The 26,309-nt window shown below is 45.3% G+C and carries 21 protein-coding genes and 1 tRNA gene; 16 read left to right on the forward strand and 6 right to left on the reverse strand.

Translation table 11 applies throughout. The features are described 5' to 3' along the window. Positions 1–91 precede the first annotated feature (91 nt). From AC58CZ_RS04915 to AC58CZ_RS04940, 6 genes are all read left to right on the forward strand, one after another. Entirely contained in the window at positions 92–1,591 is a 1,500-nt protein-coding gene (locus AC58CZ_RS04915; RefSeq protein WP_494223890.1) for a tetratricopeptide repeat protein, read from the forward strand. 119 nt (positions 1,592–1,710) lie between these two features. Next, a complete protein-coding gene (locus tag AC58CZ_RS04920) occupies positions 1,711–3,294 on the forward strand; it encodes a glycosyltransferase N-terminal domain-containing protein (RefSeq protein ID WP_494223889.1) in 1,584 nt (527 codons plus the stop codon). After that, a complete protein-coding gene (locus AC58CZ_RS04925) occupies positions 3,291–4,013 on the forward strand; it encodes a 16S rRNA (uracil(1498)-N(3))-methyltransferase (RefSeq protein WP_494223888.1) in 723 nt (240 codons plus the stop codon). Before AC58CZ_RS04920 ends, AC58CZ_RS04925 begins: the two co-directional genes overlap by 4 nt. 277 nt (positions 4,014–4,290) lie before the next feature. Next, positions 4,291–5,418, forward strand: a complete 1,128-nt coding sequence (locus AC58CZ_RS04930; RefSeq protein ID WP_494223887.1) for an extracellular solute-binding protein — start codon at positions 4,291–4,293, stop codon at positions 5,416–5,418. Between the two features lie 175 nt (positions 5,419–5,593). Continuing rightward, positions 5,594–7,270 (forward strand): ABC transporter permease subunit, encoded by a 1,677-nt coding sequence (locus AC58CZ_RS04935; RefSeq protein ID WP_494223886.1) that lies wholly within the window; start codon positions 5,594–5,596, stop codon positions 7,268–7,270. 114 nt (positions 7,271–7,384) lie between these two features. Next, positions 7,385–8,710, forward strand: coding sequence for an ATP-binding cassette domain-containing protein (locus AC58CZ_RS04940; RefSeq protein ID WP_494223885.1), 1,326 nt, complete (start codon positions 7,385–7,387; stop codon positions 8,708–8,710). A gap of 33 nt (positions 8,711–8,743) precedes the next feature. Here the strand turns inward: AC58CZ_RS04940 and AC58CZ_RS04945 are convergent, their stop codons facing one another. After that, positions 8,744–9,595 carry a methyltransferase domain-containing protein gene (locus tag AC58CZ_RS04945; RefSeq protein ID WP_494223884.1) on the reverse strand — a complete coding sequence of 284 codons (852 nt, stop codon included), beginning with the start codon at positions 9,593–9,595 and terminating at the stop codon, positions 8,744–8,746. A gap of 56 nt (positions 9,596–9,651) precedes the next feature. Beyond that, positions 9,652–9,933, reverse strand: coding sequence for a hypothetical protein (locus tag AC58CZ_RS04950; protein WP_058025545.1), 282 nt, complete (start codon positions 9,931–9,933; stop codon positions 9,652–9,654). A 181-nt stretch (positions 9,934–10,114) separates the two neighbouring features. Here AC58CZ_RS04950 and AC58CZ_RS04955 point away from each other — a divergent pair, with 181 nt between their 5' ends. The 7 genes from AC58CZ_RS04955 to AC58CZ_RS04985 all read left to right on the forward strand — a co-directional run bounded on the left by AC58CZ_RS04955 (position 10,115) and on the right by AC58CZ_RS04985 (position 17,896). After that, positions 10,115–10,201 (forward strand): hypothetical protein, encoded by an 87-nt coding sequence (locus tag AC58CZ_RS04955; RefSeq protein WP_487778643.1) that lies wholly within the window; start codon positions 10,115–10,117, stop codon positions 10,199–10,201. Positions 10,202–10,505: 304 nt separating this feature from the next. After that, positions 10,506–13,313: a DNA gyrase subunit A gene (gene gyrA, locus AC58CZ_RS04960; RefSeq protein WP_494223883.1), complete on the forward strand. Its 2,808-nt coding sequence runs from the start codon at positions 10,506–10,508 to the stop codon at positions 13,311–13,313. A 141-nt stretch (positions 13,314–13,454) separates the two neighbouring features. Next, positions 13,455–14,525 carry an EamA family transporter RarD gene (rarD, locus tag AC58CZ_RS04965; RefSeq protein ID WP_494223882.1) on the forward strand — a complete coding sequence of 357 codons (1,071 nt, stop codon included), beginning with the start codon at positions 13,455–13,457 and terminating at the stop codon, positions 14,523–14,525. Between the two features lie 212 nt (positions 14,526–14,737). Next, positions 14,738–15,652: an EamA family transporter RarD gene (gene rarD, locus AC58CZ_RS04970; protein ID WP_494223881.1), complete on the forward strand. Its 915-nt coding sequence runs from the start codon at positions 14,738–14,740 to the stop codon at positions 15,650–15,652. A gap of 29 nt (positions 15,653–15,681) precedes the next feature. After that, positions 15,682–16,350, forward strand: coding sequence for a glutathione S-transferase (locus AC58CZ_RS04975; RefSeq protein WP_443517644.1), 669 nt, complete (start codon positions 15,682–15,684; stop codon positions 16,348–16,350). Positions 16,351–16,451: 101 nt separating this feature from the next. Beyond that, positions 16,452–16,724, forward strand: coding sequence for a hypothetical protein (locus AC58CZ_RS04980; RefSeq protein WP_494223880.1), 273 nt, complete (start codon positions 16,452–16,454; stop codon positions 16,722–16,724). Positions 16,725–16,756: 32 nt separating this feature from the next. Further along, positions 16,757–17,896, forward strand: a complete 1,140-nt coding sequence (locus AC58CZ_RS04985) for an MBL fold metallo-hydrolase (RefSeq protein WP_494223879.1) — start codon at positions 16,757–16,759, stop codon at positions 17,894–17,896. Between the two features lie 42 nt (positions 17,897–17,938). On the opposite strand, the gene AC58CZ_RS04990 is transcribed toward AC58CZ_RS04985, so the two are convergent. Continuing rightward, positions 17,939–18,883: a DUF815 domain-containing protein gene (locus AC58CZ_RS04990; RefSeq protein ID WP_494223878.1), complete on the reverse strand. Its 945-nt coding sequence runs from the start codon at positions 18,881–18,883 to the stop codon at positions 17,939–17,941. Between the two features lie 81 nt (positions 18,884–18,964). Here AC58CZ_RS04990 and AC58CZ_RS04995 point away from each other — a divergent pair, with 81 nt between their 5' ends. Then, positions 18,965–19,987, forward strand: a complete 1,023-nt coding sequence (locus AC58CZ_RS04995; protein WP_494223877.1) for a protein kinase domain-containing protein — start codon at positions 18,965–18,967, stop codon at positions 19,985–19,987. 90 nt (positions 19,988–20,077) lie between these two features. Here the strand turns inward: AC58CZ_RS04995 and AC58CZ_RS05000 are convergent. The 3 genes from AC58CZ_RS05000 to AC58CZ_RS05010 form a co-directional block, all read right to left on the reverse strand. Further along, a tRNA-Leu gene (locus AC58CZ_RS05000) sits at positions 20,078–20,162 on the reverse strand. A 218-nt stretch (positions 20,163–20,380) separates the two neighbouring features. Beyond that, entirely contained in the window at positions 20,381–22,156 is a 1,776-nt protein-coding gene (locus AC58CZ_RS05005; protein WP_494223876.1) for a sigma 54-interacting transcriptional regulator, read from the reverse strand. An 82-nt stretch (positions 22,157–22,238) separates the two neighbouring features. Next, entirely contained in the window at positions 22,239–23,609 is a 1,371-nt protein-coding gene (locus AC58CZ_RS05010; protein WP_075106247.1) for a two-component system sensor histidine kinase NtrB, read from the reverse strand. Positions 23,610–23,744: 135 nt separating this feature from the next. Here AC58CZ_RS05010 and rimO point away from each other — a divergent pair, with 135 nt between their 5' ends. After that, the gene (gene rimO, locus AC58CZ_RS05015; RefSeq protein ID WP_494223875.1) at positions 23,745–25,340 is read left to right on the forward strand and encodes a 30S ribosomal protein S12 methylthiotransferase RimO; all 1,596 of its coding nucleotides are present in this window, start codon (positions 23,745–23,747) and stop codon (positions 25,338–25,340) included. A 172-nt stretch (positions 25,341–25,512) separates the two neighbouring features. Further along, the gene (gene pyrH, locus AC58CZ_RS05020; RefSeq protein ID WP_057759121.1) at positions 25,513–26,238 is read left to right on the forward strand and encodes a UMP kinase; all 726 of its coding nucleotides are present in this window, start codon (positions 25,513–25,515) and stop codon (positions 26,236–26,238) included. Positions 26,239–26,309 lie beyond the last annotated feature (71 nt).

The raw sequence follows: 26,309 nt of genomic DNA on the forward strand, positions 1-26,309 counted from the left end.
AAGGTAACCTGTCCATGTTTTTTATGCTCATATTTTCAATCATTATCACTGCCTCTATAATCAACTTATCTAAAAAAGGACACGCCTGTCTATGTCTGCCTCGCCCTTAACACCACTCGATTATATTGCAGAAGGCTACTGGCAAGATTTCTTAGCTGGGCGTCCTATCGCAGGTGGTATCGCATATGAGACACAGCTGCATAATTGTGCGCTAGATGAGTCGCTTGAGAGCTTACAGCGTATCGACACGCTATTGTCTCAGGTGCGCCGTGACATGATAAAAGGCGGTATATGGAACGAGGCGACATTACTGGTCGATGAGCACTATCGCAACTTTATGGTGTTTTTAGGATTTTATGCAGGTCGCGTATTGGCACAGCAGTGGGAAAACAGACCACGCTGGTATGGGCAGTTTGAGCTACGCAAACGCTATCCTGAACTGTCATTGATTACCGATGACTTTTATCAGCATATGGCCGTTGGCTATGGTGATAATAATGCGGCTACTGATGCGCTGCCTTTATTTTTTCCTTTAGAGCCAATAGGGCTGCGTCTATTTGGCAATATTGATCGGCCATTTGAAGCGGTACAAGGGGGACAGGCGGCGAGTGGACTATACCAAGCAGTTAGCGCAAGATTGCCAGATTTATCGGATCAAGCGAGTAATGCAGATACTCTTAGTTATTTAAAGACTGAGTCAGCAACGCATAATACGACCCAAAGCATTCACTCAACGACAGATTCGAGTACAACTATCAGTACAAGTCAACCTGCTAGTCATTATGAGGCATCAGAGGACGTACCAGTAAATAATGAATTCGATGATGTTAATATAGTATCAGCCAATATCGAGCGCCCTTCTGCTGCAACTACTGTATCTAAACCATTAGTGAGTACCGCGCCGCGCCAACCAGAGCTTCAAGCAAAACCTGAGCTGACGAAGGTAGAATCGCCAGCCACCAAGCCTATGGCGCCTGTAAAAACCCCACCGACACCAGAAATGTTTACGCAGCTGCTCATAGAGCTAGACGAGATTGAGGTGCCGCAAACAGCAGGCGTGACTGAATATCAGCAAGCTTGCAAAGTCCTCGATCAGTTTGAGCAGCACATTGCCAAGCAGGACAAACCGCGTGGCCAAGTTGTGTTTTCAGACAATCATATAGCAGCAAAAAATAAAGCATTGCTAGCATTACAGGCGGCTGCAGAAGCGGGTAATACGGCTGCCATGCTGCGCTTCGCCATGTACGAGTTGCTTGGCGAAGGACTCACGGCAGATGACAAGGACGCTAAAAAATCTGGCGTGGAATGGGTGAAGCAAGCCGCTAGCAAAAACGACAGCCGTGCCCAGCGCTTACTTAGCAAGCTCTACTATCAAGGGGTAGGCATGCCGCAAGATATTGATAGTGGTAAATACTGGCTAGAGCAAGCGGCAGATAATGGTCATATAGAGGCGGCAAACCTTGTGTCTCAATGGGAGCAAGCGCAAGCGCTGATCACGACGCAAAAACAAGAGCAGCACAGTATCAAGCGCTATCAGTTACTGTTTGGTGCAGTGATCGTGGTTGCGGTACTGATACTGATTATCGTCTAATCGCTATTTACTCAGTAAACTTTTAAAAGTTTATGGTTACGCGCTGATTTCAGGTAGAATTGGCGCGTTTTTATATTTACCTTTCTGCTGTTTGATTCATTACTAATCTGGGCTACTCCATGCCATCATCTCATACTCCATCTGACACATCTTCCCATTCGACTGACACTAGGTTGTCAGGTCATAATTTATTGACTGATCGTGCGGTGTATCAGACGCCATTTTATTATCAATTTCTGATCGGTGTGCTAAAACCATTATATCGCCTGCAAGTATGGCGGCGCTCTCACAAACGTGACAATTATCAGCAAGAAGTTGCTCAGCGTTTTGGCAAGCAATATCCACCGCGTCCAGCGATTACTGGTCACAGTAATAAAGGTGTGATTTGGTGTCATGCGGTATCGTTGGGTGAGACCAATACGGTTGCACCTTTATTAGACGCATTACTGGCTAGTGGTTATCAGATATGGTTGACCAACACCACGCAGACAGGTTTTGCTCGCGGTGCCAGTCGGTTTGCAGATGCAATCGCTCAAAACCGCATGAGCCACAGTTATGTCCCTGTTGATACTCCTGACGTGATTGAGACATTTTTGACGCACGTACAGCCTATCGCCGCGCTGTTTGTCGAAACTGAACTATGGGCGAATATCTTGACCAAGCTTGCTGAGCATCAGATACCAAGTATCTTAGTCAATGGTCGTCTCTCGGCGGCTTCTTTTAAAAGTTATCAAAAAATTGGTGCGGTGAGTACCAGCATGATGAAAAACCTTGCGCTCATCATTGCGCAAGACAGCGATTCTGCCAAACGCTTTCGTCAATTAGGGGCGGATAGCGCACAGATCCGCGTAGCAGGGTCGCTAAAGTGGGTCATCAATACGCCTAAAATTGATGTGGAAGCTATCGATTCCGATAATTTAGCTGTTGATGCAAAAGATGCAAGTGCGCAGATACCCTCTAAAAAAAATGCGCTGGCAAAAGCGTTTGCGATAGCAGACCGACCAGTTTGGGTGGCAGCAAGTACTCATAATGGTGAAGAAGAGACGGTGCTCTCGTTACATCAGCAGATCTTATCGCAGACAGCATTAGCCAATGCGTTACTGATCATCGTACCTAGGCATCCTGAGCGTTTTGATGAAGTCGCAGCATTGATCCAAAAAACTGGGCTAATAATGGCACGGCGCAGTCTTGATGAGGCCATCAATGCAGACACGCAAGTCTATCTGGCGGACAGCATGGGTGAGATGATGACTTGGTATACACTGGCAAATGTCGCATTGGTTGGAGGGTCGCTAGTAGACATAGGCGGACACAATCCCGTTGAACCTGCGAGCGTGGCAACGCCTATTATCATGGGTCGTTACACCCAATCGTGCCAAAGTGTGGTCGATAAGCTGGCCGAGGTAGGGGCTTTATATCAGCCAAACAATAAATTTTATCGTCCAATGACGATAGATGGTTCAAATGAGTGCGCTAAAATTATAGCAAATCATCTGCATGGTACTGATAGCGCTGATGACACCGCACTTATTTGTCAGCAGCTAGAGGCTTGGTTAAGTGATTTACCATTAGCGACGCACGCAGGGCAGGCTGGCGAGACAATAACCGTACAACAGCAAGCAGTGTTGACTCGTCAACTGGCTATGATTGAGGATGTTATTGAACGGTATTATCCTAAAACGTTAGACCAAGAGATATTATGAATTGTATATTACTGCCCGTTGAAAATTTCTCTGCAAACACGGCAAAGATCAATGACGTGGTGCAAGTCGACCATGTCAATAACATACTGGGCGCAAAAGTCGGTGACACGCTCAAAATTGGGCAGCTAGGTGGCAATCTTGGTACGGCTGTCATTGAGGACATTGCTGCTGATAGTATTCAGTTATACGATGTTCAGCTCGGTATTACCCCGCCAGCCAAACTGGATCTAACCGTCGTTTTAGCCTTACCTCGTCCCAAAGTATTGCGGCGTTTGATCATGGATATGACGGCGCTTGGCGTATGCGATATTGTGCTTGTTAACAGCTATCGCACGCAAAAAAGCTATTGGCAAAGTCCGCTGCTTGAGCGTCTTGATGAATTTGTATTAGAAGGGTTGCAACAAGGGGTTGATACGATTGCACCTCGTATTACGCTACAAAAACGTTTTAAGCCATTTGTCGAGGATACGCTTACCAGTTTGGTGAGTAATCAAGCGATCGTTGCACACCCTTATGCTGACCAGTCATTTTCTGAATTTCGACAATTAGATACAACATTAGAATTGCCCAGTTTGGTCTGCATCGGTGCTGAAGGCGGTTGGATCGATTATGAGATAGCGCTACTCGCCGCACACGGGTGCACGCCAGTACATATAGGGCCGCGTATCTTGCGTACAGAAGCGGCGGTCAATGTTATGTTAGGGCAATGGCTGCTCTAAATTGGTTTGGTATTCGTTAATATATTTGCCATTTCCAAGAGTGCAGGAGTACAAAAACACAAGAGCTGTTTTGGGTACAACTTAGCTTTAGAAAATGACTAATAAGCCAAATAATTTCAGCATCTTGGGTTAGATAAATGTATTGATAGTTAATCTCATTTCTATTAGTATGTTGTTTCCATGATTATGGTCCAACGAATCCCAACAAACAGGGGCTTTGACCATTTTATCTCACTATTTGCCGTCTCTTTTTTATCGCATTACTATGGGGAAAACCATGCCACTGAACACCATCCGCACTAATCTAGTCACCACCAAGCCTGTATTGTCTGCTGCCATATTTGGCCTGATGTTGGGAATGGTTGGCTGTAGCAATTCTTCTACCACCGAAGACAGCGCGGAGACAGAGACAACAGCGGCTGGCAGTGAGCAGCAAGTCGCGAATGATGACGATGCGACCAGTGCAGATGGTCAAACAATTACTATTTATTCTTCACGTAATGAGCAGCTGATTAAACCATTGCTAGACCGCTATACTGAACAGACTGGTGTCAAGATTGAACTTGTCACAGACAAAACTGGCCCACTGATGGCGCGCTTGCAAGCCGAAGGTCAAAACACTCCAGCTGACATGCTACTGACGGTGGACGCGGGTAACTTATGGCAAGCGGCTCAGCAAGGGTTGCTACAACCAGTAGCGTCGTCTGTGCTAGAGGCCAATGTCCCTGCAAAGTATCGCGATCCAAAAGGTCAGTGGACAGGTCTATCACTGCGCGCGCGTACGATTTTTTATGACCCAAGCAAAGTTAGCGCCGATCAATTATCGACTTATGCAGATTTGGCGGATCCAAAGTGGAAAGGCAAACTATGCTTGCGTACTTCTAAAAAGGTATACAACCAGTCACTTGTGGCCAGCATGATAGAGCATTTAGGTGAAGAAAAAACAGAAGCTGTCATCCGTGGTTGGGTTGATAATCTTGCCACTGACGTGTTCAGTGATGATACCGCTATGCTAGAGGCGATTGCTGCTGGTCAGTGTGAAGTTGGTATCGCCAACAGTTACTACTATGGCCGTCTATTAGACGAAAAACCAAACTTCCCTGTGAAAATATTCTGGGCAAACCAAGGCACCACTGGTACACATGTAAACGTTTCAGGCGCGGGCGTGGTTACAGGGTCAGATAATCCAGACGGTACACTTAAACTGATTGAGTGGTTGTCATCTGATGAGGCGCAAGGCCTTTACGCCAGCTCAGACAAAGAATTCCCAGTCAAAGAAGGGGTGGATGAGTCAGAAATGCTCAGATCTTGGGGCGAGTTCAAAAAAGACGATATCAACGTACAGAAATTTGGTGAGCTACAAACTCAAGCCATTCAAATGATGGACAAAGCGGGTTATAAATAAAAGACTGCCAGTCATCGTGATACCAAGCTCAACATCATCTTTTTTAAAGGACAGTTTTTAAAGAACAGCCTTTAAAAATAAGTCATTAAGAGTTAGTTATTAAAGTAATGACGGTTTTGAGTTTGGTCTATGCTTAAAAAGCCTCGATGAGTGAGTATGACACGGTAATGATACTATGATCACAACGCCAGATGCGTCTGTTAGCGAGCAAGATCCAATCAGTAGCAGAGCTGATGACAATCAGACGGTCAGTCAAGACTATGCCCTTCGTAAACGTATTATCTCGAAATCAGTCTTAGGGCTGATTTCGTTGTTTATGCTGGTGCCGATTTTGATCGTGTTGTTGTCGTGGACGCAACCAGTCGCCGATATTTGGACACATATGGCAGAGTATGTCCTGCCGCAAGTGCTCAAAAATACGGCGATTTTACTGTTCATGGTGGCTGTTATATCGGGGACCATTGGTACGATTCTCGCTTGGATAACCAGCATGTACCGCTTCCCTGGCCAGCGGTTTTTTTCGTGGGCACTCATGTTGCCGCTTGCCATACCGGCTTACGTATTGGCGTTTGTCACCATTGGTATTGTGGATTTTAGTGGGCCGTTACAGACAGGACTGCGCGATTTTGGTATCACGACAGCGATTCCCTCGGTACGTAATGTCTGGGGTGCAGGTTTAGTGTTGTCGCTGGCATTTTATCCATATGTGTATTTGCTGGCGCGTCAGGCGTTTTTGTCGCAAGGTCGGCGGGCGATTGAAGCAGGGCAGATGCTAGGTTTGAGCCGTAGCCGTGTGTTTTTTCGGTTGGCATTACCGCAAGCACTGCCGTGGATTATCGGTGGCTTATTGCTGGCAAGTATGGAGACATTGGCAGATTTTGGCGCGGTTTCGGTATTCAATGTCGATACGTTTACCACCGCTATTTACAAAGCCTGGTTTGGCTTTTTTAGTTTGACCACAGCGGCTCAGTTAGCAGCGTTGCTCATCGGTGTGATTTTTATTGTAGTACTGTTTGAGCAGTATTGGCAGGCCAAGCGCGGCAGTTCGATTACGCAAGGCAGCAACCAGCGTTTTGATGCCAGTACTCCTGCCAAAATAGGGATGAGCTTGCTATGTACGTTTGTATTTTTGCTGGCTTTTCTAATACCGTTCTTGCAGCTGATTTATTGGACTGCATTGAATTTTCGTCAAGATTTTGATGCGCGCTATATTGATTTTGTGACTAACAGCCTTATGATTGCTAGTATGACCACGCTTTTTATTGCCTTTTTGGCAGTGATTATTGCGTGGATCAAGCGGCAATATCCTGATAAATCGACTAAACTGATGACCACGCTCGCTAATTTAGGCTACGTCGTGCCAGGTACGGTATTGGCAGTGGGTATTTTTATTCCTATTGCGTGGCTAGACAATCAAATGATTGCTTTTGGTATCACCTCGCAGCAGGTGCTCTCAGGCAGTGTGATCGTTATGCTATTGGCATTGTCGACGCGTTTTATGACGGTGAGTTTTCAGCCAGTGGATCGGCAGTTGCAACGATTGACCGTCAATCAAGAGGCCGCAGCGAAACTGCTTAGTGACAGTGCGTACCAGCGTTGGCGTCATGTGATGCTACCTGTGCTTAGCCCTGGGGTACTAACGGCATTGTTAATGGGATTTGTCGAAGTGATGAAAGAGATGCCGATCACATTGATGACACGCAGGCAGGGCTGGGATACGCTGGCGGTGCGCGTGTTTGAGATGACCAGCGAAGGTATGTGGGGGCGGGCGGCACTACCGAGTTTATTGATTGTACTGGTCGGATTGCTTCCTGTTTGGATACTATTGCGTCAAAGTGACAAACACAGCTAACCGCCATTGCTGCTTATAAATGTGCCATGTTTAGTGGTGCTTGACCTAACTTATATTATCATTTTTACTACTTTATCCAACATTGTATTTACTAATAGCGAACTGGGATTGTCTATGTACACTGATTCAATGAACGACTCGTCAGACGCTCAGTCCGTAAAGACTGGAGCACGTAGTACTCCTGTCAAAAAATCACCAGTCGTGCAAACTCGGACAACCCAGTCTCAACGTAGCAATCCTGTAGAACAAGCCGATACTGCGCGCCAAGATACTGAGAGCACTATCGCGACCAATCCATATTTTAGTGTACAAAACCTAATTGTCGGCTATGACGATACTATTGTAGTTAATGGCATGTCTTTAGTATTAGAGCAAGGAGAGATTGGCTGTTTTTTGGGTTATAGTGGCTGCGGCAAGACCACGGCATTGCGAGCGATTGCAGGACTGGAGCAAAGCCGCGGCGGTACTATCCATTTAAACAATCAACGTCTAACGGAAAAAACAGCTCGGCACTCTTTTGCCGTGGCACCAGCCAAGCGCGGCATGGGGATGGTGTTTCAAGATTATGCGCTTTTTGGTCATTTGAGCGTGGCAAAAAACATTGCCTTTGGCCTCAATAAATGGTCAGCTGCTGACAAAAAAGCTCGTGTGGCTGAGATGCTAAGCCTGGTCGAACTGACGGAGCATGCGGATAAACGTCCAAATGAGCTGTCCGGTGGTCAGCAGCAGCGTGTGGCACTTGCAAGGGCGCTTGCACCGAAGCCTAAATTACTACTACTTGATGAGCCATTTTCTAATCTGGACGTGGTATTGCGCGAATCCTTGGCAATGAATGTCCGTGACATTCTCAAACGTACCAATACTACTGCAATCTTGGTCACTCATGACCAAAACGAAGCGTTTGCGTTAGCAGATAAAGTCGGGGTAATGGATAAGGGCAGATTGGTACAGTGGGCAACACCAAGCGAGCTGTATCATGAGCCTGTCAGTCCTTTTGTCGCTGAGTTCGTCGGCGAAGGCGCGATGATAGACGGTATCATCAAAGAAGGTCGTGTGGAGACGGCGCTTGGCAATATCTATCGCCGCATGGAAGTCTATGATCAATCAGGACAACCACAGTACTGCGAATATGATTATCCAAATGGTACACCAATCAAAGTGCTCGTGCGTCCTGACGATATTATCCATGATGATGATAGTACGCAGACAGCCTTGGTGATTGGGCGAGTGTTCCGCGGTGCCAACTATTTGTACCGTCTACAGTTAGATGACGGACAGACCATATTATCACTGGTTGCTAGCCATCATAATCATGAAATTGGTTCACATATTGGTATCTTGCCGTTATTGGAGCATGTGGTCGTGTTTGACGAAAAAGAGGTCAATGCCACCACTTGGTCAGAATATGACAGATCATCGAGAGTTGATGAAGACGTTTAGCAGCCTTCATAGCTTTTAAGCGGTTGTCTAAGTTTACCGTTTAGCCAGAATATGCAAATACCGTCCAAGCCATTTGTATGGCTCTAATTGTGAGTAGCGCAGCTCCATCCTTATCACCGCATCTGGATCGTTATGCCCGCCACGCTTGAGCGGTGCATAGTCATGAAATACTCGTAGACCACTGCTACGTACCGTCTGATAGTCATGCGCCTTCAACCAAGACTCCACTTCTTCTTTAGCAACGGGATGATTGGGTGTGAGGCTTTTCTTATTGTCCGCCTTGTAGTCTGTATTATCGAGTAAATTAAAATTTCCCATGATGAGGTTGCGATAATCAAAGCTTGCGGGATTATAAAAGCACAAAGACAGCGCGCCATTATCTGTCAAATGCTGATCGAAGAAATCCATAACGGCAGCAGGCTCTGCCAACCACTCAAGTAGCGCATGCGATAGGATCAAATCAAACTTATCGTTTTCTTCTTTACCTAGCGTTTCTTCAAGTGTTTGGTATGGACAGACGTGCCATGTGATATCCAGCGCTTGATCGATTTGTTCAGCGTTTGCTTTTGCCTTCTCAAGCATATTTGCTGAGATATCGTTGATGACGACGCTATGACCTTGAGTAGCAAGCTCTATGGCAATTTGTGCAAGCCCTGCACCCACATCTAAGATACGCAGCGGTCGTCCAAGCGCTTCACTCATTTGTGTACTATATTCAAAAATATCACGGCGTAATACCGCCAATCGGATTTCACCTTTTAAACCGCCATAGACCTTTTTTTCAAAATGATCGGCAATGGTATCGAAGCTACGATCTGCTCGTGTGTCTTCTGGTGCGGTGGCTTGGTTTAGGCCAAGTTGGTTGTTTTGATGTTTAGTTGTCATAAGGCGTTCAGATCAATAGCGGAGAGGTTGAGAGCAACAAAAATATTCAGTATAGCTTAGCGTTTCAAACGTCTATTAATGACCCATTTAAAAACGATCTTGGCTAAAACAATAATGACAAATACGACGATAACAAATACCCACATACCGTTGCCTTGTAGGTTTTCTTGATAGGCTTTTGCTAAATATGCTGACAAAGCCATGGCGACTAAAAGTGCTCCCCAACGGACATAGGGTACAGCGCGATTGTTATGGTTAGGAAAGCTAGCAACATAATCGCTCGAAAAGCTATATAGCACCATTGCTAAAATCCAAACAATCGCAAGAATGATATCCATAATAAAAGTAGCCTGTTAGGTCGTTATTCGAGTTCTATAAAAGATGAGTTAGTGTAACGCTTAGGATTTTTTTGTCCAGCGTCACTAAAAAAATAGCCTCATTGACCTAATTTAAATCATCATATACTTATGAAACCCATTAGCTCATGTTAGAACAATTGGTAGGCTCTGTTCAGCTAAGATGGACGGAGTATCTCTTTGCTCAGCAGGTTGTAAGTTCGTCTGTAAAAATGGCAAAATCAGCCAATCAAAAAAAACCTGTCATTAGAATTATTTTAGAGTGTATGGGTAATTCAAAATATCACTGCAAATGAACCGCCTAGCTTGATTTTAATGGTGGTCAGAACCCCCTAAATCAGCAAATTTGTGCTAAAATAGCTTCTTTTATTAAACATTGTTTTTAACAAAAACCGTATCACTATTTTCCTATTGTTTTGCACGTGTAGCAGTGTTTTTTTATGGTATGTATTTTGATCATGACTGCCCATTTATGTGGCAGTATTTTTATATGATCTGTGGGTGCTATAAGCGATGTGTCAACGTTAGAAAAAAATGTGAGTGAAGGAGTGTATATGAGCGAATCGGTCAGTCCTATTGGCATCGTAGATGAATTAAAGCAATCCTATCTGGATTATGCGATGAGTGTGATTGTCTCGCGTGCGCTGCCTGATGTGCGTGATGGGTTCAAGCCTGTACACCGCCGTGTGATGTACGCCATGCACGTGTTGTCTAATGATTATAATAAGCCGTACAAAAAGTCTGCCCGTGTGGTCGGTGATGTCATTGGTAAGTATCACCCACATGGTGATAGTGCAGTATACGATGCTATCGTACGTATGGCGCAGGATTTTAGCTTGCGCTACCCAATGGTTGATGGTCAGGGTAACTTTGGTTCGATCGATGATGATCCTCCGGCTGCCATGCGTTATACCGAAGTACGTATGACCAAGCTGACTCATCAGATGCTGGCAGATTTGGACAAAGATACGGTCGATTGGGAAGACAACTACGACGGCTCTGAGCGCATGCCAAGCGTAATGCCAGCGCGTATTCCTAACTTATTGGTCAATGGCGCGACGGGTATTGCTGTCGGCATGGCGACCAATATGGCACCGCACAACCTCACCGAAGTCATCAACGCTTGCTTGGCTTATGCAGAGAACCCACAAGTCTCAGCCGAAGAGTTAATGTCACACATCTCAGGCCCTGACTTTCCTACGGGGGGTATTATCTATGGTCGCGCAGGCATTTTAGATGCTTATCGCACGGGTAAAGGTCGCTTGCACATCCGTGGTCGCTATCATATCGAGCCGATGAGCAATACTGGCGTCAACCGCGATCGCGAGCGTATCGTATTCACCGAAGTGCCTTATCAGGCGAATAAAGCCAAATTGATTGAGCGTATCGCAGAGCTTGTTCGTGATAAAAAAATCGAGGGCATCAGCGAGATTCGTGATGAGTCTGACAAAGACGGCATGCGTATCGCTATCGATCTGCGCCGCGGTGAGACAGCGGAAGTTATCGTTAATAACTTGTTCTTGCAGACGCCGCTTGAGTCTAGCTTTAGCATCAATATGGTCGCGCTAGACAATGGCCAGCCCAAACTATTGACCTTGCGTCAGCTTATCGCTGCATTTGTGCGCCATCGTCAAGAAGTCGTGACACGCCGTACGATTTATGAATTGAACAAAGCGCGCGTCCGTGGTCACCTGCTCGAAGGCTTGACAGTGGCACTGGCGAATATCGATGATATTATTGCGACGATTAAAGCGTCTGCAAACCGTGGGCTCGCCCGCGAAAGCTTATTGAATAATACCTGGGGCTCAGGCAGTGTCGTTGCGATGTTGACTGCTGCTGGCAGTCAGTCTGTACGTCCTGAATTTATCGAAGGTGAAGATCCTAAAGCGCCGTTTGGTCTGATCGAAGGCGAAGAGCGCTATCGTTTATCCCTTGAGCAGGTCAATGCGATTTTAGATATGCAATTGCATCGCCTAACGGGCCTTGAGCAAGATAAATTGACCGAAGAATACCAAGACTTACTACGCGAAATCACTCATTTAGAGTCTATTCTTGGTGATTTTGATAAGCTTATGAGCATTATCTCTAATGAGATGATTGAGATTCGTGATAATTTTGGTGATGAGCGCCGTACTGATATCATCGATTCGCGTATGGACTTCAGCCGTGAAGACCTGATTCCTGAGCAAACCGTTGTGATGACCGTCTCACGTACTGGTTACGCAAAAACTCAGCCAATTGATGACTACGTCGCACAAAAACGTGGCGGCAAAGGCAAGTCTGCAACGGCAATGAAAGAAGATGATGTGATTGATCATCTGGTCGTGACCTCAACGCACTCTACGGTATTGTGCTTCACTGACAGTGGCCGCGTCTTTAGCTTACGTGGGTTTGAAGTGCCGATTGCCAGCCGCGGTGCTCGTGGTCGTCCGTTGGTCAATCTAATTGGTTTAAATAGCGACGAAACCGTTACGACGATATTGCCAATTCCAAAAATTGTGGAAGATACATCAGTAGTAAGTGGGGTATCAGAGCATAGCAATGATGACGATTCGGTAGAAGATAGCAATCAAGCAGAGCCACCTTTCGTATTCTTTGCCACGGCTAATGGTACAGTGAAGCGCGTAGAGCTGAAGCAGTTTGCCAATATTCGCTCGAACGGCTTGATCGCGGTTGGTCTAGAAGATGGTGATAAATTGGTCAGCGCTCGTATTACCAACGGCAATCAAGAAGTGATGCTATTTGCTTCAAGTGGTAAAGCGATTCGTTTTGATGAGAATGATGCTCGTGCGATGGGCCGTACAGCGAAAGGCGTCCGCGGTATGCGTTTGGCTACTGATGAATTTATCAAATCATTGGTCGTTATCGAAGATGATGTACATGAAATCCTAATTGCTTGTGAAAACGGCTTTGGTAAGCGTACCCTTATCGAAGAGTTCAATACGCAAAATCGCGGCGGCGGCGGTGTCATCGCCATTAAGACCAGTGCGCGTAATGGTGAGCTCGTTCGTGCCACCAAAGTTGAGCCTGAAGATGATATTATCTTAATATCTGACAAAGGAACATTGGTACGCACACCTGTTGAGCATGTCGCGAGCTCTGGCCGTAACACCCAAGGTGTCACGCTCATTCGTCTGCCAAAAGATGAAAAATTGGTCGCTATGGCGCGTGTTGAGCACGAAGAGGGTGATGATGAATTAGTCGATGCGATGAAAGAAGATGGCACGTTTGAGGTGGAAGGTCAGGAGCAGATAGATATCGATACCGCAACTGACAATACTGCTTTGAGCGATGCCAACGACGCTATCGATATTGCCAACGATTACACATTGGATAATGATGCAGTAGACGATGACGAGTAATAGTCTTGGTAGTTAGCTTTTCAGTCTAGTTTCTGATCATTGTCCTAGAAAAAAGCCTCTGACGTTGTCGTCGGAGGCTTTTATTTTTTATTCACTTTTTCTTAATAATGTACATAGGATTTTACTTTTAAGGCTGTTGTTATGCTTACGACCAATCAAACTTTTCAGGGAACTGTCGCAGCGGTATCGTCGAGCTTTTTATTCTCGATGATGTTTTTGTTTGGACTGTTTATGCTGCCCTTAACGGGGACACAGGTAGCCTCATGGCGAGTGCTGATGATGTTGTTAAGTTTGGTCATCTTGCTCAGTTTGACCAAGCAATGGCAGCATGTCTTTGATTATATAAAGACGCTTAAGACCTTAAAAGAATGGCTGATATTTATATTGCCTGCACCGATCTTGGGCGGCCAGATTTGGTTGTTTATGTGGGCACCCGTGAATGGATTTGGACTGGATGTCACCTTGGGCTATTTTTTATTGCCACTTGTGATGATTGTGCTTGGTCGGTTTTTTTATCGTGAGGATATGAGTGTCTTGCAGTATGCGGCAGCGATACTGGCAGCGCTCGGTATTGGCTACGACATTCTTCAATATGGTTCGGTGTCTTGGGTGACGCTATTTGTATGTTTGGGCTATCCGCCGTATTATCTATTGCGCCGCACACTTGCTGTACCGCCCATTACTGGCTTGTTGTTTGATTTGACATTGCTGACGCCAGTGGTATTGATCATGCTTTATCTCACTGGTGGTTTTAGTGTGGCGGCACAAAATATGAAGTTTTGGTACCTACTGCCATTGCTGGGTGCATTTAGTGCACTGGCAATGTCGCTAACGATGATTGCGAGTAGCAAGTTGCCAGTCTCGCTATTTGGGGCGCTGAGCTACATAGAGCCGCTACTGTTATTTGTGTTGTCCATTACCGTTCTGAGTCAAAGTCTTGATGAAGGTGGCTCGCTCTTTATGTACGGCATGATTACACTTGCCCTAGTGGTCATGATAATCGATAGTGCGATAGGCTATCTCGTTCGTCAGCGTAATGACCGCTTGCATGGCTATAGAGAGCCGCAGGTAGGAGGCTTTCCACCGCGTCGTCATTTTATCAATCAGCGTATCGATGGTGTGCTAAAAGCGCATCGCTTTCGCAAAATTCGTCGTTATCAAAAAAAGATGGATAAGATACAGCAAAAACTCGAACAACTTGATGCAAAATAAGGACTTACGAGCATTAAATTTGCTTGATAACGACATTGAGATACTAGATGCACACTGGTATTGCTTATCTATTCTGACTTTGACATAATGCCGCCCATGATGTAGCAAGATACATTAAAAGCGTTTATCTTAGATTGCGCGACGACCTTATATGCAAAAGCCTCAGACGTTATCGTCTGAGGCTTTTGTTTTTTTTTAAAATTGCAAAGGATATGCCCCAATCTCTAAAGACTGTTGTGATGTTGACTACTAACCAAACTTCTCAGGGTACGATCACTGCTGTGGCTGCAAATTTTTTATACTCATTGCTGTTCCTATTTGGTTTGCTATTGCAACCGTTATCAGGTACGCAAGTTGCTTCGTGGCGTGTGCTCACGATGTTTTTTAGTCTGGTGCTGCTAGTGAGTGTGCTAAAGCAGTGGCAGCATATTTTTGATTATCTAAAAACACTAAAAAACGCAAAAGAGTGGTTTTTATTTATATTACCCACACCGATTTTGGGGGCGCAAATCTGGATGTTTATGTGGGCACCAGTCAATGGCTTGGGGCTTGAGGTGACGTTGGGCTACTTCTTATACCCGATGATAATGATCGTGGTCGGTCGCTTTTTTTATAATGAAGATATGAGCTTGCTACAGTGGGCTGCGATTATATGCGCAGGTCTTGGTATTGCTTACGATATCTTTGAATATGGCGCGATCTCTTGGGCGACTTTGTTTGTGTGCTTGGGTTATCCGCCGTACTACTTGCTGCGTCGTAAACTGGCCGTACCGCCTATCACAGGCTTGATCTCTGATCTTGTATTGCTGCTACCAGTCGTATTGGTTGCGTTATATATGAATGGCGGCTTTGAGGTGGCAATCACCAACCATAAGCTTTGGTATCTGTTGCCGTTATTGGGCATCATCAGTACTGCTGCAATGTCACTGACGATGGTTGCGAGTCAAAAGCTACCTGTCTCGTTGTTTGGGACTTTGTGCTACCTTGAGCCGGTATTTTTATTCATAACTTTCGTCACAGTTCTACAAAGTTGCAGTGTCAAAGGGGCAAAAATTACGCTATTATCGAGAACAGTGGTGTCATATTTCATTCAAAACGTGGCGCCATATCCAAGAGATTATGGCTGATTTAAAACAATATATAACTAGGACGGTTTATGTTAACTCTGCATCATTTAAACAATTCGCGCTCGTTTCGTATTTTATGGCTGCTAGAAGAGTTGGAGCTGGATTATGAGCTGACAACCTATGAGCGTACTAAGGCGTATCTTGCACCTGAGAGCTTAAAAAAAGTGCATCCGTTGGGGCACACGCCGGTGCTTGAAGTGGGTGATCGCGCTTTGGCTGAGTCAGGTTTTATCATCGAATATTTGCTCAGACATTATGATAAAGAACATCAGTTTAAGCCGGCTGATGATAATGAAGCGGCGTGGGAAGATTATACTTTTTGGTTGCATTTTGCCGAAGCCACGGCGATGCCACAATTAGTCATGCGTCTGGTATTTAGTAAAGTCGTTGAACGATCGCCTATGCTCATCAAGCCAATCAGCAAAGGCATTCGTAAACAAGTTGAAGATGGCATGATCAACAATAATATTATCAACAACTTAAATCTGATGGAGCAGCATCTACAAAATAGTCACTGGTTTGCAGGGGAGACGTTTAGTGCCGCTGATATTCAAATGTATATCGTAGTTGCCGCATCTAATGCGCGTGCAGGTATGGACCAATCTAAATACGCCAATCTATTGAACTGGCTCAAACGCTGTCAAGAACGCCCCGCTTTTAAGCGTGCTGAGGCAAAGGGCGGAACACCGCAGTTTTAATAGATATTGGTATAATTACTTAAACACCTCTCAATACTTGAGGTGATATTGGATAAAAGGTTTTGTTTATTTATAAGCAAAGCCTTTTTTAGGATAAAACAATGACAGAATTGAATACATCGCATCATGCAAAAACAAAGAAAGACACAGATGCTAAGCAGTCGCTAGATCAGAACTTGCAAGGCAAGCAAACGGTTGATAACCAGCAAGTATCTATCAAATCTTGGTCACAGAAGCTGCTGGTTGTGATTCTGTGCGCCGCTAGTTTTTATGGTGGCTGGAAATCTTATGAATCTAATATGGTCAATGAATGTACGGCCAATGGTGGACAAATGATTGACGGTCAAAAAACCATGATATGCGAACGGTCCTAACCCGTGCCTCTGATAAATAAAAGACATGACCTATGCTAAAATTAACCTTTTTGGGCACCTCCGCAGGCGTGCCAACTAAGCAGCGTAATGTAACGGCATTGGCAATCGAGTGTTTGAATCCTCATGCGTCTGGTTCATCAAAAGGCAACCAGCCGCATAGCAACAGTCAAAATAAAAAGTCGCGCCCGTGGCTACTCATCGATTGCGGCGAAGGCACACAGCAGCAATTACTGCATACCAAGCTCTCCTTACGTCAATTGACGGCTATTTGTATTACGCACGTCCATGGTGATCACTGTTATGGTATGCCAGGACTGCTGGCGAGTGCCGCGACGTCAGGTCGCCGTGAGCCATTGACGCTCATTGCACCAAAAGCCATCTCTGCGCTGCTTGATGCCTTTATCCTACATACTGAACTATATCTGCCATTTACCCTCAACTTTGTGTCGATAGATGATCTGTTGTCGCAAGAAGACAATAAGAGTAAAGTAAAAATCGACTTGGATAATCAACATCAGCTGATGATAGAGGTTCATCCGTTATCGCACCGTGTGCCATCTCATGGATTTGGTATCACGCAGACCATAAGCCGTCGCACGCTTAACACGGATAAGCTCGTAGCAAATGGTATCCCAGCAAGTGCGCTGTGGGGCAAGCTACAACAAGGTGAAAATGTCACCACTGAGGATGGTCAGTACTTGCATTCAGCAGACTATGTTCATGATGATGTGCAGCGGACAAAAGTAGTAATAGCAGGGGACAATGACACGCCAGAGTGTTTGAGTGAAGCAGTTATGGATGCGGATTTGTTGGTGCATGAGGCCACTTATACGCACGAGGTCATGATGGCTATTCAAGCCCGCAACCCTGACTTTGACCCCATGCATAGCAGCGCGCATATAGTGGGCACATTTGCGCAAAAAATGAGCTTGAAAAATATCATTTTGACCCACTTTAGCGCTCGTTATCAGGGCTTTGAAAATCCAGATAGCGAAACGCCAAATATGGCCTATATCCGCTTAGATGCGCAAAGTGTCTATCAAGGCAATCTATGGCTGGCAGAAGATTTTGCTCAATATACCGTCAATGGGGCTATCGATTTGGCAGACAATCAAGCGGGCAGTCAAAAGGAGAGTCGCGTGCAGTATGTAGGCTCTGCACGCAGCAATTAGGCATGACTGTAAAGAGATAGTTTCAAAGATATAGCTTAGCGGCTATGATTTACGGTCTTCAATAGCCAATTGTGTTTTGCCACTCCAATAACGACTGAATTGATAAGCCACCCGACCTGAGCGTCCACCGCGTTCAGATGCCCAGCGCAAGGCGTCCATTCTGATTTTGTCAGGTAGATTTTCACCGTCCACATCCATTTCAATATCAGTATCAATGCGAGCTGAAATTTTCCGTTGCTCTAAATTTAGATAATGCTGCACAATCTGTAAGTAAGTCTGCTGATCCATAGGATGAAAGGTCAAGGACAAGCCAAATCGATCTGATAATGACACGGTCTCGTCAATGGTCTCGTAAGGATTGACTTCATCCGTCTGCCCATTATAAATATCAAGATTGTCCTTCATCATTTGTGGTAGCAAGCGACGGCGATTACTGGTGGCATAGACCAGTAGCTTGTCTTGCTCAGAATCAAGCGCGCCATCAAGCACGCTTTTTAGCGCCCGATAACTCTCATCTTGACCGTTAAATGCCAAATCATCACAGTAGACGATATAGCGACAAGCGCAGTCCGCTGGCAGCGCATTAATCGCGGCACGAATCTTGTCTAGCACCTGTAGATCATCACGTGCAATCTCGATAATGCGTAACCCTTCACTGTGATAGGCTTGTAGTAATGCGCGAATCAGCGAGGATTTGCCGGCACCACGTGTCCCTGTCATCAGGACGTGATTGGCAGGATAACCTTTGAGAAACTGGCGGGTGTTTTGTACCAGTTTGGATTTTTGCGTATCAATACCGTGCAAATCATCCAAGCTCAAAAATAGATTGACCGATAAAGGCTGCAGGTGACCAGTACGTCCACCGACCCAGCGATACGCAAGCTGGCTTGGGTCAATCTCAATGGTTGGTGTGACGTGCTCTTGCAGATACTGGCTAAGCAATGCTAATAAAGGGGCGGGCAGGGCGTAATTGTTAGACTGTGACATAATGACTCTAGCGGTAAAGTGGCGGTTGGGTAAAACGATAGTGCGCGATTGCGACTCTATAATATGATGAGAGATAACACTGTGAAAAATAGTGCCAGTAATTTGCCTATTACACAAGCCTTGCAAGCGCAATCTGGACAACTATTGCCAGTCATTACCCAAGTATTGTCAGAGTTACAATATACCCAAATAGTGCATCAGCGTATCAGTCAACAACTCAGAGAGGGAAGCACAGAGCAAACCCAAGAGAGCAAAACGCAAATTACCAAACAACGCAGCAAGCAAAGCTGCTATCAAGGTATAACGCGTGCACGCCATGTAGAGTATGGTAGCGTGATAATTAAATGGGAGCTACGTGCCACTTCAATTAGACTTCAAAGTGTCTCAGATTTAACTCATGAAATAAGCGTGTTGCAAGCGTTATATACTTCGCAGAAAACCCAAGTTAGCTCTATTACGCCACCTCTATTGGCCTATCACAATGTAGAGGTCGATACATTAGGACAGAGCCAGCAGTTAACGGTATTGGTCATGCCTTATTATGAAAGCGGCAGCTTAGCTAAGCTGTTGAATCACCATGTGTCATTAACAGACAAGCAAAAACATGATTTGATCAAAGAGTCTGCTCATTTAGTCTGCAACCTACACAACGCTGGCTGGCTTCATAATGATATTAAACCCAGTAATATTTTGCTCAGTGATAATCTAACAAGTCACGCCGATAGTGATTGTATAGTGCCTGACTTACTATTGACAGATTTTGCATTAGCCCAAAGAAATGATCGACCAAACGCAATAAATTTTTCTGGCGGAACACCAGCGTATTTGGCACCTGAGCGTTGGCAAGGACAAAGAGCAACGATACAAAGTGACATCTATGCCTTCGGTATCATGATGGTTGAGATATTGGTAGGGAAGCGACCATTTAATATAGACCCTCAAAGTAATCAGTCCATGACAGATTGGGCCATTCAGCACTGCCAGCAGCCTATTCCAAAATTACCGCTAGAGTATGTTCGCTATCAAAGTATTGTTGATAAAGCATTGGCAAAGCGAATAGAGAAAAGGTATCAGAGTATGGATGAGGTGATAGCAAATTTATAAAGGTTATAACTACAAACTCAAATTGCAGACACAAAAAAACCTGCTAAAAAGCAGGCTTTAATATTTGGTCTAAGATCTACTATCCGAAAATGGTGGGGCTGGAGAGACTCGAACTCTCACACCTTGCGGCGCCAGAACCTAAATCTGGTGCGTCTACCAATTCCGCCACAGCCCCATTTTCGTTACTCTATCATCAAAAGCGATTAAGTTCAAACGCTATCTAGACAGTTAACTGATTCGGTAGTGCGTCTCAGTGGTTGGCTATTATATAGAGTTTGAATTTTTGGTCAACCCCTATTTGCGATTATTTTTAATTATTTTGCATTTATTTTCACGTATTTTTATAAATAATTGATATTAATGGCTTTTTAATATTGCGTTTTAAGCCTTTATTTACTCTTTGGATGGCACTCTGGGTGCAGAGATATCTAACTGCTGTAATTTACGGGTCAGGGTATTGCGACCCCAACCAAGTAAGCTTGCTGCCTCTATCTTTTTGCCACCACTATGGTTGAGTGCTGCTGTTAGCAAGACCCGCTCAAACTCAGGTGTGGCCGTTTGTAGAATATCAGTTTCGCCTGTATTGAGAGACTGCTCAGCCCAGATAGCGAGCGCTTTTTGCCAATTTGGACTGGCAGGAGCTTGAGTGACTTGATCATTTTGGCTGTGATTATTTTGGCTTTGATTATTCAAGTCATCTTTATTTTGCAGTTGAGGGTTCACTGTATTTGCTTGTGGTGACGAGTCGTGTTCTTGGTCTAGCTCTGAGTCTAGAGGCGTGTTTTCTAATAGCTCTGGTGGCAAATCTGTCGCCATTACCGTGTCACCAGTTGCCATCACTGTCAGCCATAGGCAGACATTCTCAAGTTGACGCACATTGCCGCGCCAGTCAAAGGTCTGCATCATCTGTAAGGCCGCAGGATGCAAATGTTTCGGTGTTGTGTTCATTTGCTCAGCTGCAGACTGCATAAAGTAGGTCGCTAATGCAGGAATGTCTTCGGGGCGTTTACGCAGTGGTGGCAGCGGTAGACGAATGACATTGAGACGATAAAACAAATCTTCACGGAAACGATTTTGTTTGACTAATTCTTCTAAGTTCTGGTGAGTGGCGGCGATGATACGGACATCTACTTGGATCGGCTGCTGTCCACCAACGCGATAAAACTCGCCATTGGCCAGTACGCGTAACAGACGTGTTTGGGTACTAAAGGGCATGTCGCCAATTTCGTCCAAAAATAACGTACCGCCATTAGCCTGCTCAAAACGTCCTTGACGAGTTGTCGTTGCACCAGTGAACGCGCCTTTTTCGTGACCAAATAATTCAGACTCAATCAAATCATGTGGTATGGCTGCCATATTAAGTGCGATAAATGGTTGCTGTTTGCGCGGTGAGTGCTGATGCAAGGCACTGGCAACCAACTCTTTACCTGTTCCTGACTCTCCAGTAATTAAGACTGAGATGGGGGACTGCGCCAATCTACCAATGGCACGAAACACGGTTTGCATGGCTTGTGACTGACCAATGATACCGCTCGGATTGCTATTAGCTTTAGAGGCAGTTGTCACCTCAGCTTTATTTTTGCTGTGTTTAGAGTGTGTACTGGTAGGTGCTTCAGGTGTTATATCACTGTCAGCGCGCGCGTCAATTGTGGTTTGGGTATCAGACTCATTCGAATAATGGGCTATCACCATATTTGGCTGGTAGTTGATCGCTTTATAGATAGTGGCAACAGCATCATCTAGGTCAAAAGGCTTTGGCAAGTATTCAAACGCACCGGTCTGATAGCTATTAATCGCAGAGGTGAGGTCTGAGTGCGCTGTCATAATGACAATCGGCATGTCCGGAAAGTGCTGGTGTACCCAGTCACTAAATGACAATCCATCCATCATTGGCATACGAATATCAGTCAATATCACATCGGGTAACTGCGCGGCTGATTCTTGCTGTTTTAGCGCATCATTGAGCCGAGTCCATGCTGCCTGCGCTTGGGTAAAACTGATAACGGTCAATCCAGCATCTTCAAACGTATCTGCCAATACCATACGCAGCGCTGCATCATCGTCGATTAACCAGAGCGTTGCAGGCTGATCGCTGAGTGCATTATTGACGGTGACTATTGGAGAGTGTGCATCGCTTTTAGGGTTTTGGTTGTCACTGTATTGGGTCATGTATCGGGCCTAATGAGCAATTGTTATTGTCGGTTTGGGATTGGATGCCTTACAATTTAGCAGTTTTATGCCGCCATGTGTTCTATGATTCAGTGACGGGCTGGGTAAAAGGCAGATATAGTGTAAAGCGTGTTTGCTTGCCGTTCGCCTCCTCTGTAGAGCTCACATCAATCATACCATGATGATGGCTGATAATATCTTGTACGATAGATAAGCCAAGGCCAGTACCTGCTGCACGGCTGGTCACCATCGGAAAAAATATTTGTCCGATAAGTGCCGGATCAATGCCCGAACCATTGTCAGTGATAGTGATTTGCAGCACTTGCTTGTGCTGCTGCCCGACAATCGTATGCTGAAAGGCAACGCGCGTTTGAATGTGCAAGGTTGGCTGATAAGCAGTCTCTCTATCGGTCTGCACATCGGTTAATGGTAACTCCTTAGACGCAGAGAGCTTGTTCTGCTGTAGCGTTTGCTCAAACTCAGTCATAGACTCACACGCATTATTCATAATATTTAAAAATACCTGAATCAATTGGTCTTTGTCAGCACACAACTCAGGCAATGACAAATCATAATCCCTCTGTATTGTCACTTGTGGGTATTGACTGACTACCAAGGTCAAAACATGCTCTAGTGGTTCATGGACATTCAGCGTTTGCCAGTTTGGCAGCTGATTTGAGCCAAGCAGTTGAGCAATCAGATGTGTCAAACGGTCAGTTTCTGAGATGATAATATCGGTATAGTTACGCAGCTTTTGATTCATTTTTTGCAAATCATCGTTTGTGCCAGCGCTAGTGTCCTGTGAGATGCTGAGCGCGTTAGAGTGACTGTTGGCCGCCGTCGTATTCGCATCACTGAATTTAATAAACTGTCGCTGTAATAACTGCGCTGCACCCCGAATGCCCGCAAGTGGGTTTTTGATTTCATGCGCGACCGACCGTAGCATGTGACGAGCAACCGCATATTGCTGCTGCTGGCGCTGCTCCTCTGAGATGCGACTTTGGCGGTCTTTGCCCCACATCTCGATAATAAAATACGACTGCTGCTCGTAGATAACAGGCGTCACGCTATAATCGACCGAAAGTAGTAGGTTGCCATTCAAAGGCGTCTGGATGACGTGATCATGGTCAATGAAAGGCTGTTGGTAGTTTTGTGCTTGATTGAACCGCTCTGTCAAAGAGTAGAGGGGTTCATCCAGAGGTTTGTTTTCACTATCATCACTGACATTGTCGATAGAAGCATTTTCTTTTAGTTTTAATTCATCGGGTGCCAATAGCGTCAAGATAGATTGGTTGATTAACCTCCCACTACTAATAGCCAGTAATTGCTCCGCTTGAGCATTTAAACGGGTTATCGATAACTGATCATTGACCCACAAAATAGCGGTGAATAGATGCTGTGATACGAATGCTAAATCAGGGGTGGTTTTGGTGGTGATAAAATCAGCAGTCATGGATATTGCCCAGAAAAATAGGATGTTTGAATCAATATTTAACCATAAATCAAGACTATAGAGCGGCAAAACTGGTGATTTTTGCAAAAAAAACGTACAATGCGCTCAGCCAATTTATCTCTAGCAAGGTCAGCCATGTCCAAAACTTCTACCGAGTCAGTGAACACGACAACGACAGCCCCTACGTCAGCCGTAAAAGACACTGCCACTATCTTTAATCCTGCAAAGCCATCAATACCGCAAGAGCAGAGTCAGACAGATGTCAGTCAAACACATGCTGACCAGCCTTATCATCATAAAGCCAACCACAATCAAAACCGCAGCATTACTCAAAGCAGCCACGCTACTTCAGCCTCGACGGCTAATGCAACTGCCACGATGCCAGTGAGCGCCGCGCCAAAAATTGGGTTTGTGTCACTAGGTTGCCCCAAGGCCTTGGTGGATAGTGAGCGTATTATCACTGAGCTGAGCCGTGATGGTTATCAAGTCGCAAGCGACTATGATGGTGCGGACTTGGTCGTGGTCAATACCTGCGGTTTTATTGAGTCAGCGGTGCAAGAGTCGCTTGATGCGATCGGCGAAGCAATTAGTCAAAACGGCAAAGTAATTGTCACCGGTTGCCTAGGCAAAGAAGCAGACAAAATCCGTGAGATGCATCCCGCTGTACTCGCAGTGACGGGCGCTCATGCTTATGATGAGGTGATTACAGCCGTTGCACAGCACGTGCCAAGGCCAAATCGCAGCTTGGATGCCAACTATGATCCAAAAATAGATTTGATCAATGAAGCGGGGGTCAAACTGACGCCAAGTCATTATGCATATCTAAAAATCTCAGAAGGCTGCAACCACCGCTGTACGTTCTGCATTATCCCAAGCTTACGCGGTGATTTGGTATCGCGTCCGATTGATAATGTCATGAACGAAGCCATGGCGCTCAAAAAAGCGGGCGTGAAAGAGTTGCTTATCATCTCGCAAGACACTTCAGCTTACGGTCTTGATCTCAAGTATAAGACCAGTTTTTGGAATGGCATGCCGCTCAAGTCTAAGTTTTATGATTTATGCCAAGCATTGAACGATTTGGGTATTTGGGTACGCCTGCATTATGTCTATCCATACCCACATGTAGACAAAGTCGTTGAGCTAATGGGCGAAAAGAAACTGCTGCCTTATCTCGATATTCCTTTTCAGCATGCCAGTCATCGTATTCTAAAAGCAATGAAACGTCCTGCACACAGCGAAAACACCTTGGCTCGTATCAAAGCATGGCGTGATATCTGCCCTGATATTGTGATTCGTTCGACCTTTGTGGTTGGCTTCCCGGGTGAGACTGAAGAAGATTTTCAGTGCTTGCTTGATTGGCTGGTCGAGGCGCGACTTGATCGTGTAGGGGCATTTACGTATTCAGAAGTAGAAGGTGCGGTGGCTAATGATTTGCCAAACCATGTGCCTGAAGACGTCAAGCAATCTCGCTACGAGCGTTTGATGGCGCTGCAACAAGATATCTCAGCGCAAAAACTACAAGAAAAAGTCGGCAAAACCTTAATGGTATTGGTTGATGAGATTGATAGTGATGAGAATATCGCTATTTGCCGCAGTTATGCTGATGCGCCTGAAATTGATGGGCATGTCTATGTTGATGACATTACTGCTCAAGTCAAAGTTGGGCAGTTCCTGACCGTGACGATTGATGATGCCAGCGAATATGATCTATTTGCCAGTTATCAAGGTTAAGTGTTCGACAAGATATACGAGTGAAAATTGCCCAATAGCGGGCAGTTTTTGCTACAATTAGCGCAATTTAGCCTGTTTAATATGCTTGTCTTTAAGTGCAGCGTTACGGGCAAACTTGATTTGTGTTTTACCCATAATTTTCTTTATAATTTCATGATAATAAGGTGACCCCATGTCTGACAAAAACCCGCGTTACGCCCGTATCTTGCTAAAACTCTCTGGTGAAGCCTTGGCTGGTAGCAAAGACATGGGTATTGATACCGAAGTGCTCGATAAAATGAGCCTGTCTATCGCTCATTTGCGTGGACTAGGTGTTCAGGTTGGTATCGTGGTTGGCGGTGGCAACTTATATCGCGGCGCACAATTACAAAAAGAAGGTTTGGTTGGCCGTGTGACGGGTGATCAGATGGGTATGCTAGCCACTGTCATGAATGGTCTGGCGATGCGTGATGCGCTTGAGCGTCGTAATATCAAAACGCGTTTGATGTCTGCATTGCCAATTGGTGAGGTCACCGAAAGCTATAGCAGTCGTAATGCGATTCGCTATCTCAAAAATGGTGAAGTGTGTATCTTTGTTGCCGGAACAGGCAACCCATTTTTCACCACTGATACGGCTGCTTGTTTGCGTGGTATCGAGATTGAAGCCGGCTTGATTTTGAAAGCGACTAAGGTTGATGGCGTTTATGACAAAGACCCAAGCCTACACGATGATGCAGTCAAATATGACGGCCTGACCTTTGATGAAGTGTTAGAGCAGAAACTTGGCGTGATGGATTTGACTGCTATCGCGCTATGCCGCGAGCATAACGTACCGCTACAAGTGTTTGATATGACCAAACCTAATGCATTGCTAAATGTCATCATGGGTGAAAACGAAGGCACACGCGTTTTTCATTAATTAATTCCCTGAATTGATGTAGCGTTGATCGGTCACTTCAGAGAGTGGCTAATAACAAAAAGTAGCTAATA

Source organism: Psychrobacter sp. CR212, assembly GCF_059693765.1.

Bases quoted from the DNA above. Each gene is read 5' to 3' on its own strand.
- AC58CZ_RS04915 (WP_494223890.1), top strand. From the start codon at position 92: ATGTCTGCCTCGCCCTTAACACCACTCGATTATATTGCAGAAGGCTAC.
- AC58CZ_RS04920 (WP_494223889.1), top strand. From the start codon at position 1,711: ATGCCATCATCTCATACTCCATCTGACACATCTTCCCATTCGACTGAC.
- AC58CZ_RS04925 (WP_494223888.1), top strand. From the start codon at position 3,291: ATGAATTGTATATTACTGCCCGTTGAAAATTTCTCTGCAAACACGGCA.
- AC58CZ_RS04930 (WP_494223887.1), top strand. From the start codon at position 4,291: ATGCCACTGAACACCATCCGCACTAATCTAGTCACCACCAAGCCTGTA.
- AC58CZ_RS04935 (WP_494223886.1), top strand. From the start codon at position 5,594: ATGATCACAACGCCAGATGCGTCTGTTAGCGAGCAAGATCCAATCAGT.
- AC58CZ_RS04940 (WP_494223885.1), top strand. From the start codon at position 7,385: ATGTACACTGATTCAATGAACGACTCGTCAGACGCTCAGTCCGTAAAG.
- AC58CZ_RS04945 (WP_494223884.1), bottom strand. From the start codon at position 9,595: ATGACAACTAAACATCAAAACAACCAACTTGGCCTAAACCAAGCCACC.
- AC58CZ_RS04950 (WP_058025545.1), bottom strand. From the start codon at position 9,933: ATGGATATCATTCTTGCGATTGTTTGGATTTTAGCAATGGTGCTATAT.
- AC58CZ_RS04955 (WP_487778643.1), top strand. From the start codon at position 10,115: ATGGACGGAGTATCTCTTTGCTCAGCAGGTTGTAAGTTCGTCTGTAAA.
- gyrA (WP_494223883.1), top strand. From the start codon at position 10,506: ATGAGCGAATCGGTCAGTCCTATTGGCATCGTAGATGAATTAAAGCAA.
- rarD (WP_494223882.1), top strand. From the start codon at position 13,455: ATGCTTACGACCAATCAAACTTTTCAGGGAACTGTCGCAGCGGTATCG.
- rarD (WP_494223881.1), top strand. From the start codon at position 14,738: ATGCCCCAATCTCTAAAGACTGTTGTGATGTTGACTACTAACCAAACT.
- AC58CZ_RS04975 (WP_443517644.1), top strand. From the start codon at position 15,682: ATGTTAACTCTGCATCATTTAAACAATTCGCGCTCGTTTCGTATTTTA.
- AC58CZ_RS04980 (WP_494223880.1), top strand. From the start codon at position 16,452: ATGACAGAATTGAATACATCGCATCATGCAAAAACAAAGAAAGACACA.
- AC58CZ_RS04985 (WP_494223879.1), top strand. From the start codon at position 16,757: ATGCTAAAATTAACCTTTTTGGGCACCTCCGCAGGCGTGCCAACTAAG.
- AC58CZ_RS04990 (WP_494223878.1), bottom strand. From the start codon at position 18,883: ATGTCACAGTCTAACAATTACGCCCTGCCCGCCCCTTTATTAGCATTG.
- AC58CZ_RS05005 (WP_494223876.1), bottom strand. From the start codon at position 22,156: ATGACCCAATACAGTGACAACCAAAACCCTAAAAGCGATGCACACTCT.
- AC58CZ_RS05010 (WP_075106247.1), bottom strand. From the start codon at position 23,609: ATGACTGCTGATTTTATCACCACCAAAACCACCCCTGATTTAGCATTC.
- rimO (WP_494223875.1), top strand. From the start codon at position 23,745: ATGTCCAAAACTTCTACCGAGTCAGTGAACACGACAACGACAGCCCCT.
- pyrH (WP_057759121.1), top strand. From the start codon at position 25,513: ATGTCTGACAAAAACCCGCGTTACGCCCGTATCTTGCTAAAACTCTCT.